The following is a 12,104-nucleotide window of genomic DNA, read 5'->3' as shown; positions in this document are numbered from 1 at the left end:
CGAATGGTCGGACGCAGCGCATTCCCATGGGTCTCGTCCCTCGGCTTCCGGTCCTCGACATCGCCTGGTGGATGAATCGCGAACCCATCCAGCACACGGCCGGGATCGCATCCGTCCGCGACCTGTACGCCCGGTGTGTCGAAAAGCCGGGGCAGTGAACTCGTTCGGTGCCGGCGGGCCGTTCGAACCGGCACCATGCCCGAAAGACCCCTTCCGGCTGGTATAGCGCATCACGAAGGCTCGGGACATGACCGAGCAGCCCCTGGCGACTCGCAGGTCGACATCAGCGTGGCCCTCGGCGTCGTGGTCGTCAACGCTGTGGTCGGCTACATACAGGAGTCCCGCGCAGAGAAGGCACCGGATGCCCTGCTGGCAGCCGGTGAACCGCCGTATCCCCGGGAACGCCGGGCGCTCCGCGGGAGGATCAGCCGGGCTCGCGGTCCGGGGATTCCCCGGTGAGGAACGCTCGCCAGGTTTGGCGGCCGTACCGGTGCTCGGGTGCCAGCAGCGCACCCGAGCGTAGGGCGGAGCCGATCCGTCCAGGGATGGGAATCCCCGCTGTCCGTGCTCGTGCGTGGTGCACGGAGAGGTAGATGTCGGCGAGCTCCCTGGCCGACTTGACCTCCGGTCCGCCTGTTTCCAGGATTTCTTTCCGCGGTGGCCCCTTCACGAGCTCCACCAGCTGTTCCGCAACTTCCTCAGCGGCGATGGGCTGGAGGTACGTTCTCGCGGGGACAGGTACGGTCGGGGCGCGGTTGAGTGCTTTGAGAATCCAGGCGAGAAGTTCGTGGAACTGTGTCGCACGCAGGATGGTGTAGCCCAGCCCCGACTCCTCGACGAGTTCTTCGACCGCGAGTTTGGTCCGGTAGTAGCCGTAGGGGAGCCGGTCGATTCCCACGATCGACACGTAGACGATGTGCTCGACACCGGCCCGCGCGGCCGCGCTGAGCAGGTTCCCCGCCTGGGTGATGTCCTTCGTGTGCCGGACCGTGTCGCTGGCGCAGTGCAGCACCGTCCGGCAGCCGTCGAGCGCCTGATCGAGACCGCGGCCGTCGGCGAGATCAACAGTGAACCAGGTGGTGCCGTTCGACCAGCCAGGGGCTGATCGCCGGGCGACTACATGCGGTTCCGTACCCGCTTCGACCAGTCGGCGCAGGACGTGGCGGCCGAGTGTCCCGGATCCGCCAGTGACGAGTGTCGTATCCATAGCGGTTTCCTTCCCACGATGTCCCATGGGCGGGTGTTGCCTCTGCCCCTACCCGCTATCCGTACCGGTTCCGTAATCACGCTGGGGCGCGACATGTCGACAAACCGGTACGGAGCCTGCGGGCGGGAGTTTCTCCGTGTCGACATGTCGGTTCGGCCTCATGCCGTCTGCAGCGTGGCCTGGTAATGCCCGGGTGCTATCGAACCCTTGAGCGGCTTCTGTTAAGGTGAACCTAACCTAGGTTAGCCTTGCTTTATGCGCACAGTTCGAGTCGGTCCGACTTCGAACGATCCCCCGACTACCGGCAGGAGAACCGACTTGAGAGCCTTCACCTCCGGCCGACGCGGCCTTCTTGTCACCGCGTTGCCCGTGTTCGCTCTTTTCACCGCGGGCTGCGGTCCCGCCGCCGACGACGGTGGTGGTGATGACACCGTCACGATCTACTCCGGCAGGGAAGAGGACCTGGTCCAGCCCATCATCGACCGGTTGGAGGAAGAGACCGGTCTACAGGTCGAGGTGCGCTACGGCGACACAGCCGACCTCGCCGCCCAGCTCCAGACCGAGGGCGACCGGAGCGAAGGCGATGTCTACCTGGCCCAGGACGCGGGCAGTCTGGGACTGCTCGTGCAGGATGGGCTGCTCGCCGAACTACCGTCGGACATTCTGGACCGCGTCCCCGAGGAGTACCGGGCCGACAGCGGTGAATGGGTGGGGCTTTCCGGCCGTTCCCGCGTGATCGCCTACGACCCGGAGGAGGTCGACACCCCGCCCGACAGCGTCATGGATCTCACCGGTGACGAGTGGGAGGGCAAGGTCGGCATCGCCCCCACCAACGGCTCCTTCCAGGCGTTCGTCACCGCCCTTCGGGTCATCGAAGGAGACGAGGCCGCCCAGCGGTGGCTGCAGGACCTGAACGACAACGGGGTCCAGTCCTACGAGAACAACCGGGCGATGCTCGACGCCCTGGACAACGGCGAGATCGCCGTGAGCCTGAACAACCACTACTACTGGTACGAGCGCGTCAAGGAACAGGGAGAGGACGCTGTCGGGTCCGAGCTGCATTACCTCCCCGATGGCGACGCGGGGGCGCTGGTCAACGTGAGCGGGGCCGGTGTCCTCGCCGCCAGCGGCAACCAGGAGGAGGCCCAGCAGGCATTGGAGTTCCTCCTCGGCGAGGAGGCGCAGGAGTACTTCACCCAGGAGACCTCCGAGTACCCGCTGGTCGAAGGGGTCGAGACCATGGAGGAGCTGCCCGAGCTCAGTGAACTCCAGCAGCCCGACATCGACCTGAGTGACCTGCACTCCCTTGAGGAGTCCGTGGAGATGATCCAGGAAGCCGGCCTGGCGTGACGCTGGCCGGACCACGAAGCCGCCGGCCGGGGGGGACCAACGAGGTCCGCCCCGGCCGTTCGGCGTCCCCCTCCCCCGCGCTGCTCGGCCTCTCGGCCCTCGTCGCGGGCATCGCCCTGCTGCCGCTGGTCTACCTGCTGATCCTCGCCTTCCAGGACGGCTGGCAGGACGCGGCCGGCGAACTGTTCCGGGAGACCACGCTCCGGCTGGTGATGAACAGTCTCGGGCTCGCCGCGGCGACCACAGTGGGCGGTCTGGTCATCGGAGTCGGGCTGGCCTGGCTGATCGCCCGGACGCGGTTGCCCGGCCGTCGGATGTGGGCGCTGGTGGCCACCCTTCCGCTCGCCATCCCGAGTTATGTGGCGGCCTTCGTGTGGATCTCGGCGTTCCCCTGGCTGAACGGGTTCGACGGCTCCGTCATCGTGCTCACCCTGTCGACATACCCCTATATCTTCCTGCCGGTCCTCGCCGCCCTTGGGCGCGCGGACCGCGACCAGGAGGAGGTCGCACGCTCCCTAGGTAAAGGCCCTGTGGCGACCTTCTTCCAGGTCACAGCGCGGCAGGTGCAGCCGGCCGCCGCTGCGGGGGCGCTGCTGGCCGCGCTCTATGTGCTGTCGGACTTCGGGTCGGTGTCGATCATGCGCTACGACACCTTCACCCGCATCATCTTCGCTCGGGCCAACCTCGATCACGTCTCCGCCGCCCTGCTGAGCTGTGTTCTCATCGCCATCACGGTGCTGATCCTGTGGGGGGAGGCCCGGAGCCGCGGCCGCGCCCGTTTCAGCCGGGTGGGGGCCGGGGCCACGCGTGCCCGGCAGCAGGGGCGACTGGGCGTGTGGACGTTCCCCGCCGTTCTGGCATGCGCAGCGGTCGCCGGGCTCGCGGTCGTACTGCCGCTGGTGAGTATCGGCTACTGGCTGGTGCGCGGTTCCTCCGCCGGTCTCGACGGTCCGATGCTGCTTGAGGCTTCGCTCACCACGCTGGCGGTCTCGGCGGCCGGCGCGGCGCTGGCCACGGTGCTCGCCCTGCCCGTGGGCGTCCTCGCGGCCCGCAACCCTGGTCCGGTCCCGCAGTTGCTGGAGCGGATCACCTGGCTCGGGTACTCGCTGCCCGGAATCGTCGTGGCGCTGTCGCTGGTGTACTTCGCGGTGCACTACGCCTATCCGCTGTACCAGGAGAGCCCGCTCCTGGTCTTCGCCTACGCGTTGCTGTTCCTGCCCGCCGCCGTGGGGGCGGTGCGCTCCGCTGTGGCCCAGTCCCCGCCCGGACTGGAGGAGGTGGCGCGCTCGCTCGGAAGCCCGCCGCCGCGGGTGTTCGCCCGGGTGACCCTGCCGCTGGCCACCCCCGGCATCGCGGCCGGCGCGGCCCTGGTCTTTCTCACCTGTATGAAGGAACTCCCAGCCACACTGCTGCTCCGCCCGACCGGGATGGAGACCATGGCGACCCGCCTGTGGACGCACACCGCCAGCGGGGCGTACGGGGCCGCCGCGCCATACGCGGCGCTGCTCGTCGTGCTCGCGGCGGTGCCGGCCTTTCTGCTGGGCCGCAAGGCCAACGGACTCGAAGGAGACCGATGAGCACGCTCGAGATCAGCGGAATCGCGAAGAGTTTCGGTGCGACACCGGTACTCAGCGATCTCGCCCTCCGCGTCGCGGACGGCTGCCTGGCCGCCGTGCTGGGACCGTCCGGCTGCGGCAAGACGACCCTGCTGCGCCTGGTGGCGGGCTTCGAGCGTGCCGACGCCGGCTCGATCGAGGTCGGCGGGCGCACACTGGCCGGGCCGGGCCGGCACCTCCCTCCCGAGCGCCGGGGCGTCGGAGTGGTCCCGCAGGAGGGCGCGCTCTTCCCGCACCTGCCGGTCGCCTGGAATGTGGCCTTCGGGGTGCGCGGGCGCGGCAAGGAGGAGCGGGCGGCCGAAATGCTGAGGCTGGTGGGTCTGGAGGGCTACGGACCTCGGATGCCGCACGAGCTGTCCGGCGGGCAGCAGCAGAGGGTGGCACTCGCCCGCGCGCTCGCGCCGGAACCGGCGCTGGTCCTGCTGGACGAGCCCTTCAACGCGCTCGATCCGGGACTGCGCGCGGCCCTGCGTCAAGAGGTCCGCGAGGTGCTGCGCGTCGCCGGTGTGACCGCGCTGCTGGTGACCCACGACCAGGAGGAGGCGCTGTCCACCGCCGACGTTGTGGCCCTGATGCGCGGTGGCCGGGTTGTGCAGTCGGGGCCGCCACGTGATGTCTACGAGCATCCGTATGACGCCGGGCTGGCCGAGTATCTGGGCGAGACCGTGGTCCTCCCTGGAACGCTGGAGAACGGCAGCGTGTGGTGCGCTCTGGGGAGGCTCGATCCGGGGCGGCACGTGGACCGGACGGGCGGCCGGGGCCGGGTTGTGCTGCGCCCGGAGCGGATCGTCCTAGACCCGGGGCAAGGGGTGCCCGCTCAGGTCAAGGCGGTTACCTTCGCGGGGCATGACACTGTCGTGCAGTTGGCCGTCGAGGAGGACGGTACCGAAATCCACGCCCGCTCACACGGCTACCCGCCCCCAGAGGTCGGATCGACCGTCAACGTTCGGGTGGCGGGTGAGGTCTCCTTCTTCCCCGGCCCTCCCGAAGAGACGCGTTCAGGACAGGACCGGGTCCGTGACGTGAGAACCCGGTGAACCTGTTCCCGCGCACATGCCGCCCCCGCGGAAGGTGGTGGTTGCCTCCCGCGTCGGGACCAGGGTGGGGTTAGTCTTCGTCTTCGGGTTCGTCCGGGTAGGGCTCCATCAGCTGCTGCACCAGCGCAATGAATTCCTCGTCGGTCATCGCGGCCCAGTCCACACGCTCGCTCATGATGAGCGGTTTCCCCAGGTTCAAGATCAATAAGCGTGAAAAGCCCGATCCTACCGAACAATTCCGGGTAAACGCTGGCCGTTGAGGTCAATCGGCCTGGTCACGATCGGAGCGGCGTCAGAGTTGGCGGTTCACCGCGCCCCGGCACTGCGGGCAGCGGCAGCGCTTGTTGTAGCCGGTGACCGTGCCGTGCGGGAGCTCGGGATCGCGCTCGGCAGTCAGTGTGGCGTCCAGTTGGTCCCCGAAGGCGCTCAGGATCCGCGCCGCCGAGAATACGCGCTGCGGATTCACACCGAGCTCGCGCGAAGCGTCGTCGATGTGGACCCCCATGCGTAGTTTCGCGATCAGTCGCGAGCGGATGGACGGTGGGATCTCCTGTTCGGCGTTCGCGATCAGCTGCTCGGTGTCGTCGATGGGATGGCTCATAGGGTTCCTAGCGTGTTCACGGGGGCGTATACCCCGGCGATCCACCCTGCATCGTATGTTCTTCCGGCTCTTCGGGGGGCACCCCGAGGCCGGACGAGGACACCGCAGGGGCCACTGCTTCTGTCCGGCGGGGACATCGCTCTTGAGCCGCCGTGTCGATCGCGCATCGTGGAACTGGAGGCGCGGACTCCCGGTGCGGCGCTGCGCCCCCGGCCAGGGCCTCCACCGGGGCGCGGTCGCCGGCCTGCGCGGCGATACACGGGTGTCGGGCGGCTTCCGTTCATCACGTTAGACGTGGACCGAAACTCCGAGGGGAGCGGCGGGACGAAGAAGTCCCGCGATCCGGTGGCCGATTTCTGGAAACTCATTGCTAGAGGCTAGGGCGAGTGCTTCTCTAGTGCCACAGCACCAATACCCAGTGTGTATGGATAGCGCCATGACCAGCCCAACCGTTCGACGCCGCCGCCTCTCAGCCGAGTTGCGCAGGCGTCGTGTCCAAGCCGGAATGACACTCAGCGACGTCGCCGATGTGCTCGAATGGTCACCGGCCAAACTCGGGCATATCGAGACGGGGATCCGCAAATGGCCCTCGGTCATCGAAGTCTCCGCGCTTCTCAAACTCTACGGGGTCACCGGAGGGCAACGGGAGGCGATTCTCACGCTGGCGCGCGAATCCCGGTTGCGCCCTTGGTGGACCGAGTACGAAGACGTCATCTCCTCTGCTTATGTCGGCAATGAGGCGGGCGCGGTCGCCATCGACACTTACGCGGGGATGCTCGTCCCGGACCTGCTTCAGGTGCCCGAGTACACAGCGGCGTTCGCCCGTTCCCAGGGGCGTTCCGAGCGCGGCGTGGAGCGCACGGTCGCGGCGTACCTGAAGCGCCAGGAGGTGCTCGACGGCGACAACCTCGAGCGGTACCACGCGGTCGTGGAGGAGGACGCCCTGCAGCGTCTCGGTTCCGAGCCGGGGCTGCTGCGCGCACAGCTCCGCCGCCTGATCGAGCTGGGAGCAGAGCACGAACGGGTCGTGATCCAGTTGCTGCCCACGTCCGCGGGGCTGCATCCGGGCACGGCAGGACCGTTCACCGTGCTGGGATTCGACGAGGACGAGGCCTCCCTCGCCTTCGTCGACACCCCTCATGGAGGGGGGATCGTGGAATCGGACGAGGAGGTGCGCAGGTGCCAGAACGTGTGGCGGCGCATCGTCGCGGTCGCGAACCCCTCCGAGGCCACAATCGGTACGTTGAAGCGGCTGGCGCTGCTGACGTGAGAACCGCTCTATTCAGTCGGCCGACAGTGGACGTTTCGCGTGTCCGGATCCAGCCACCCTTGCCCAGGATCGGCTCTCTCCCTTCGACCAGCGGCCGAAACCCGTGAAGCTTCTGGTGAAACACCCCTGTAGAACCGGGATCGCGCACAACGGGTTGCTAGTCTGCTTGAAGACAACTCCATACGGTTCTTTACCGACGCCTTCCGCTCGGCTGGACGGGCAGACGGAACCGGCCGGACCTCCGGTCGGCACCTCCCCGGTCTCCGAGCTGCGCGTCCAAGCCAGACCGAATATCCAGTGATCGAAGAAGGGGTCCACACCGTGAAGAAGATCATCGTCCTGGTGTTGGTGGCCCTCGGGGCATTCGCCATCTACCGCAAGATCCAGGCTGACCGTGCCGAACTCGATCTGTGGACGGAAGCCACCGCGGCCAGCGACAACTAGTTCCACGGCAGGCCGACCAGCCACGGCACGTCCCAACGTGCCTGTGGCTGTCGCTTATGTGCCGGGAGACGGGTACGTTCGCCCCCTTGCGACGCCCGCGCCTCCGGTATGAGTGCGGTCATCGCGCTCGGTACCTTCGGAACCCCGGCGATCCAGTGCGGGCGCCGGGGTTGGCGCCGGTCTTCCGCCCAGGGCGGTATGCTCTCCATTGACCGAAGTCAGGGGCCATAGCTCAGATGGCAGAGCGCCGGTTTTGCATACCGGAGGTCAGGGGTTCGACTCCCCTTGGCTCCACATCCAATGAGCAGGGCGTTCACCCATAGCGGGGAACGCCCTTGATCGTTTGAGGACAGTAGTTGACGGCAACCGCCTTCTACCTGGCTCCGGCGAGCGTGCCCGGAGGGGCGTCGTCGTCACCACGCCCGGTTTCGTCGAGCGCGTCACCGAGCTTGTCCAGCGCCGCCCGCTGGCGATCGGGCAGCACGTGCGTATAGATGTTCATCGTGATGTTGGGCTTGATCGGTGGCGGTGCAGGGACGATTGCCGGCGTCGATCTCAGCTTGAGAGACCCGGTTGCGCAGCGTCTCGCGGTTGATGTCTAGTTGCTCGGCGATGCGCGCGATCGCCCCTGGGCGTGTGGCCGGAGCCCTGCGGGCCTCCATCGCCATCCGAGTGGCGCTTTCCCGCAGCTCATCAGGGTACTTCCTCACCGCTGCCATGACTCTCATCCTTCCCAGGAATGAAAGCCTCCATCACACCCGGTATCGGCGGGAACGAGACCGTGTGTCTAGAGATCGAGCGTGGTCGGGACCGTCCCCGAGCTGCTCATAGCTGTATCGCGAGTCATTCCTCACGCGGTGCACGCGTGTGTTTTCCACCGGTGGGTTTCGGGCCGGGCCCACTCTTCAACCGCCGTTGACACCAGCACCACCCGGCAGTTCCCGGGCGATCGCGATCACGGCCACCAACGGCTTCTTGGCGCGCGTATCGAAGCAGCCCAGCGGTGGTAGAGGCGGTGGTTGCCCGCGTGGCCCCGGGCCGCAGTCGGGGCCTGTTCCCAGCGGGTGCGCATCTGCCGTGTGGCATTGCGGTGGGGGCGGCGGCGGTGCCAGCCGGCCTCCACCAGGAGGCGGCGCACGTGGGTGTTGCCGGTCTTGGTGATCGGCCCCAGCACGTGCCGCGTGCCTGAGGAGTGCTCGCTGGGGACCAGCCCGACGTAGGAGCCGATACTGGAGCCGGTGAAGCGGTGCTAGTCGCCGATCTCGGTGGCCAGGCCGAAGGCGGTGACGGTGGAGATCCCACGCAGACACCGTATCCGGTCCACCACCGGCTTCCAGGCGGACTCGGCGGCCGCCTCGGCGATGGCCCCCCGATCCAGCCGGTCACGGGTTAGCAGGACCTGCTCCTGAGCAGCCTCGAAGGCCACCAGCAGCGCCGGTTCGCTGAAGCGCTGGCGGGCGATCCAGTCGTGGTGGGCCAGCGACCAGGTGTTTTTTCCCTCCCAGGGCAGGCCTTGGCGCAGCAACAGCTTGGACCGGCGGTGGCGGGTGGGCCCATCAGGTCGGCGCGGGCATCCTCACGAGCCCGGGACAGGTCGCATGCCGCTTCCCGGGCCGGGCCGGGGCGGGCACGGTGACCGGGCTGGCCTCGCCCAAGCGCAGCAACCGGGCCAGGTGCAGTGCGTCGCGGTGATCGGTCTTGACCCGCTCTCCGCCAGGCCGCTGGAGCTTGGAGGGACCGCCACGACACAGCCGATACCAGCGCCGGTCAGGGAGCGGGCCCGTGCGAAGCCGGTGGGTCCGGCCTCGTAGACGGCCCGGACGAGGGCGGGCAGGGTGTGCAGCCAGTCCAGGATCTGAGTATGGTCGCTGCTCAGACGAGTGGTGATGATCTCACCGGTGGGGCCAAGCATCGCGCACGCGGTGGCAGAGCGGGCGTGCATGTCGAGCCCCACGGTCGTACTCTCGAAAGACACCGGGGCCTCCTACGCATGTAGGCACTACTGTCCAGGTTCTGCCTGGTCGGCAACCCACGCCAACGTGTGAGCGGGGCCCCGGCCTCCGCGAACCCTCACTACATACCGTTTAGCCTGGGCGCCCTCGTAATCCTTTTCGGGAACCCCCAACGCCGCTGACGTTCATCCGGAGCGGGAACAATACCTGGAATTTCGCCGCTAGCGACACCTCGGCCTCCCCCGTTATGTTTTTGGTGGCCCTGCAAGAGGGCCGTCGGCCTCTGGGCCCGGCATGGCCGCCCGGCTGATCGACGAGGTCTTCGACGCGCTCGACGAGCAGACCGTGGTCGTGCCCGGCACCGGCACGCTCGACATCGTGATTCCGTCACTGGCCCGCTCGCTAGCAGCCGTCCACGGGCAGCGCTGGGCCCTGCAGGCCCAGATCGAGGACCTGCTGGAGGAACACCCTCTTTCGCAGGTCCTGACCTCGATCCCGGGGGTCGCGGTCAGGACTGCCGCCGTCTTGCTGGTCACCGTCGGCGACGGCACCAACTTCCCCACTGCCGCCCATCTCGCCTCCTACGCTGGCCTCGCCCCTACGACCAGGTCCTCGGGGACCTCGATCCACGGCGAACACGCGCCCAGAGGCGGAAACCGGAAGCTCAAACGGGCCATGTTCCTCTCGGCGTTCGCCGCCCTGCACGATCCGGCCTCGCGCAGCTACTACGACCGCTGCCGGGCCCGCGGAAAGACCCACCCCCAGACCCTGCTTCGTCTCGCCCGCCACCGCATCAGCGTCCTGTTCGCCATGCTCCGCGACGGGACCTTCTACGAACCCAGAACCCCACGCCTCGCTTGACCAAGAACATAGAGGCACCCCCCGTCACATTCACGCCGCGTCCTTCCACCACACCGACACGCAACACAGCGAGAACAGACGCGTTTTCCTTTTACAGCCCCTAACAGCTCCGTCCGGTCGAGCCCGCGTCCGGGAGGCTGCCCGGTTTCGTTCGGACCGTGTTCGGTGATATGCAAACACACTGACCAATCTGGGATATCAACTGTTACGGCGGCGTGAGATCCGGGATAGTTGGAGACGAGTCCGAACAGCGGGATGATCAAAGGATTCCTCACCGTGCCCCACCGTCTCCCCATCCCCCAGCCATCGTGGGAGTGGCCTCCGAGCACCTTCGTAGCCCTGCTGAACGATGACACGCGGCGCAGCCTCTTCTCCCTCGCGTCGGCCCGCGAGTACCCGGCCGACACCACCCTGCTCCACCAAGGTGCCGGCGGCGACCTGATCTACATCCTCAGGTCCGCGCACAGCGAGTTCTCTGCGTGCGTCAAGGTCACCGCCCGGTTGAGCAACGGCCGCGAGTCCCTGCTGGGCATCCGTGTGAGTGGCGATATCATCGGAGAACTTGCTCTGCTGCGGGGGCGCGATCGCATGGCAACCGTCACCACCTGCGCCCGGACCCTCGTGCACGCCCTGCCCGGGTGGGAGTTCCTCAGGTTTCTCGACCAACACAGCGACGCGTGGAAGGCAGTTGGTTCCATCATCGGCGATCGGCTGGAGTGGGCGGACCACCGCCGACTCGACTTCGCTGGCTATGACGTCCCCGTCCGCCTGGCACGCGTCGTCGTCGACCTAGCCGACCGGCATGGGATCGAGACACCCGATGGGATCGATCTCGGCGTGCGGCTTTCCCATGTCGAATTGGGCAGGATCATCGGCTCGAAAGAGGACGCAGTGGGACAGGCCGTGCGTAAGCTCCGGAATTCCGGATACATTACGTCGCGCTACAGGAATCTGGTGATAACCAACCTGGAAAGTTTGCGTGCTTTCGCTGAATTCGCGTGAAATCCACCCAGATGGTGGATTCCCGGCAGGCGATCCGGGTCTTGTCCGGATGCAGCCGCAGCCCGACCTCGGCCATTCGCTGCGCTAATGCCGCCAGGACCGTTGCGGCCTGGCGGCGGGTTACGCAGTGCAGAACGAGGTCGTTGGCGTACCGCTCCCAGAGCACCGTCGGGTGCTCACCCTCCAGCCACGCATCGACGGCTCAATGCAGAAACAGGTTGGCCAGCACCGGTGAGACCGGGCCGCCCTGCGGTGTTCCCCGGTTCCGGGACCGGATGGCCCCGTCACGAGCCACCGCGTCGGCGGCCAGCCACCGACGCACGTAGAGCACCACCCAGGACGGCACGTCCAGTGCCTGCACCGCCCGGATGAGCAGATCCCAATCCACCTCGTCGAAGAACTTGGCGATATCGACATCCACCACCCAGCGGCGCTGCCAGCACCGCTCTCGGCAGGTCCGCAACGCATCATGCGCGCCGCGTCCAGGCCGGAAACCGAACGAGTCCTCAAAGAACAGCGGCTCCGCCGCGGCCTCCAGCCGCTTCGCCGCCACCGTCTGGGCCACCCGATCGGCGATGGTCGGTACTCCCAAGGTCCTGACGTCGCCGCCCGGCTTGGGGATGTCGACCGATCTGACCGGATCCGGGAAGTAGGATCCCGAGGAGTGAAGTAGGCCGTCGGCGAGGTGCCCGTGGCTCGGGTCCTTTTCCGACGGCCCCTTCCCGAACGGAACGGGCGAGTTTCCCCGCATTCCGCTCTCCAGT

Annotated in this window: 13 protein-coding genes, 1 tRNA gene and 1 pseudogene; 8 read left to right on the top strand and 7 right to left on the bottom strand. The window is 67.4% G+C overall.

The annotated features are described in order from the left end of the window. Positions 1-424 precede the first annotated feature (424 nt). Entirely contained in the window at positions 425-1,207 is a 783-nt protein-coding gene (locus VS93_RS24360; RefSeq protein ID WP_046472201.1) for an SDR family oxidoreductase, read from the bottom strand. A 318-nt stretch (positions 1,208-1,525) separates the two neighbouring features. On the opposite strand from VS93_RS24360, the gene VS93_RS24355 reads away from it, so the two are divergent. The 3 genes from VS93_RS24355 to VS93_RS24345 are packed head-to-tail and all read left to right on the top strand — an operon-like array spanning position 1,526 to position 5,210. After that, a complete protein-coding gene (locus VS93_RS24355) occupies positions 1,526-2,557 on the top strand; it encodes an iron ABC transporter substrate-binding protein (RefSeq protein WP_052745969.1) in 1,032 nt (343 codons plus the stop codon). Further along, positions 2,554-4,134: an ABC transporter permease gene (locus tag VS93_RS24350; RefSeq protein ID WP_046472200.1), complete on the top strand. Its 1,581-nt coding sequence runs from the start codon at positions 2,554-2,556 to the stop codon at positions 4,132-4,134. Before VS93_RS24355 ends, VS93_RS24350 begins: the two co-directional genes overlap by 4 nt. Next, positions 4,131-5,210, top strand: coding sequence for an ABC transporter ATP-binding protein (locus VS93_RS24345; protein ID WP_046472199.1), 1,080 nt, complete (start codon positions 4,131-4,133; stop codon positions 5,208-5,210). The genes VS93_RS24350 and VS93_RS24345 overlap by 4 nt, the downstream gene beginning before the upstream one ends. A 292-nt stretch (positions 5,211-5,502) precedes the next feature. Here VS93_RS24345 and VS93_RS24335 read toward each other — a convergent pair whose 3' ends face one another. Next, the gene (locus VS93_RS24335; RefSeq protein ID WP_046472197.1) at positions 5,503-5,811 is read right to left on the bottom strand and encodes a hypothetical protein; all 309 of its coding nucleotides are present in this window, start codon (positions 5,809-5,811) and stop codon (positions 5,503-5,505) included. Positions 5,812-6,247: 436 nt separating this feature from the next. Between VS93_RS24335 and VS93_RS24330 the strand changes: the two genes are divergently transcribed. From VS93_RS24330 to VS93_RS24325, 3 genes are all read left to right on the top strand, one after another. Further along, entirely contained in the window at positions 6,248-7,081 is an 834-nt protein-coding gene (locus tag VS93_RS24330) for a helix-turn-helix domain-containing protein (RefSeq protein WP_082127162.1), read from the top strand. Between the two features lie 321 nt (positions 7,082-7,402). After that, on the top strand, positions 7,403-7,525 hold the full coding sequence (locus VS93_RS29540) for a DLW-39 family protein (protein ID WP_220270034.1): 123 nt from the start codon (positions 7,403-7,405) through the stop codon (positions 7,523-7,525). A gap of 221 nt (positions 7,526-7,746) precedes the next feature. After that, a tRNA-Ala gene (locus VS93_RS24325) sits at positions 7,747-7,819 on the top strand. Positions 7,820-7,898: 79 nt separating this feature from the next. On the opposite strand, the gene VS93_RS32675 is transcribed toward VS93_RS24325, so the two are convergent. From VS93_RS32675 to VS93_RS30710, 4 genes are all read right to left on the bottom strand, one after another. Further along, positions 7,899-8,027, bottom strand: a complete 129-nt coding sequence (locus tag VS93_RS32675; RefSeq protein WP_269082887.1) for a hypothetical protein — start codon at positions 8,025-8,027, stop codon at positions 7,899-7,901. Positions 8,028-8,480: 453 nt separating this feature from the next. Further along, positions 8,481-8,753 carry a transposase gene (locus VS93_RS33590; protein ID WP_201776741.1) on the bottom strand — a complete coding sequence of 91 codons (273 nt, stop codon included), beginning with the start codon at positions 8,751-8,753 and terminating at the stop codon, positions 8,481-8,483. A gap of 21 nt (positions 8,754-8,774) precedes the next feature. Beyond that, a complete protein-coding gene (locus tag VS93_RS30715) occupies positions 8,775-9,050 on the bottom strand; it encodes a hypothetical protein (RefSeq protein WP_201776740.1) in 276 nt (91 codons plus the stop codon). A gap of 51 nt (positions 9,051-9,101) precedes the next feature. After that, a complete protein-coding gene (locus tag VS93_RS30710; RefSeq protein ID WP_201776739.1) occupies positions 9,102-9,500 on the bottom strand; it encodes a hypothetical protein in 399 nt (132 codons plus the stop codon). Positions 9,501-9,765: 265 nt separating this feature from the next. On the opposite strand from VS93_RS30710, the pseudogene VS93_RS24315 reads away from it, so the two are divergent. Next, positions 9,766-10,338: pseudogene (locus VS93_RS24315) on the top strand (IS110 family transposase); the annotation flags it as partial. A 255-nt stretch (positions 10,339-10,593) separates the two neighbouring features. After that, complete coding sequence (locus VS93_RS24310; protein WP_046472195.1) at positions 10,594-11,340, top strand: Crp/Fnr family transcriptional regulator; 747 nt, start codon at positions 10,594-10,596, stop codon at positions 11,338-11,340. 202 nt (positions 11,341-11,542) lie between these two features. Here the strand turns inward: VS93_RS24310 and VS93_RS24305 are convergent. Continuing rightward, on the bottom strand, positions 11,543-12,104 hold a 562-nt coding region (locus VS93_RS24305), incomplete at its 5' end, for a reverse transcriptase domain-containing protein (RefSeq protein WP_338022791.1).

Source organism: Allosalinactinospora lopnorensis (assembly GCF_000981225.1).
GTDB lineage: Bacteria > Actinomycetota > Actinomycetes > Streptosporangiales > Streptosporangiaceae > Allosalinactinospora > Allosalinactinospora lopnorensis.
The sequence above is the reverse complement of the archived record's forward strand: the minus strand, read 5'-3'. Positions and strand labels throughout refer to the sequence as shown.

Excerpts from the sequence above, each read along its gene's own strand:
- VS93_RS32675 (WP_269082887.1), bottom strand. The coding sequence starts at position 8,027 with ATGAACATCTATACGCACGTGCTGCCCGATCGCCAGCGGGCGGCGCTG.
- VS93_RS24345 (WP_046472199.1), top strand. The coding sequence starts at position 4,131 with ATGAGCACGCTCGAGATCAGCGGAATCGCGAAGAGTTTCGGTGCGACA.
- VS93_RS24335 (WP_046472197.1), bottom strand. The coding sequence starts at position 5,811 with ATGAGCCATCCCATCGACGACACCGAGCAGCTGATCGCGAACGCCGAA.
- VS93_RS24360 (WP_046472201.1), bottom strand. The coding sequence starts at position 1,207 with ATGGATACGACACTCGTCACTGGCGGATCCGGGACACTCGGCCGCCAC.
- VS93_RS24310 (WP_046472195.1), top strand. The coding sequence starts at position 10,594 with ATGATCAAAGGATTCCTCACCGTGCCCCACCGTCTCCCCATCCCCCAG.
- VS93_RS24330 (WP_082127162.1), top strand. The coding sequence starts at position 6,248 with ATGACCAGCCCAACCGTTCGACGCCGCCGCCTCTCAGCCGAGTTGCGC.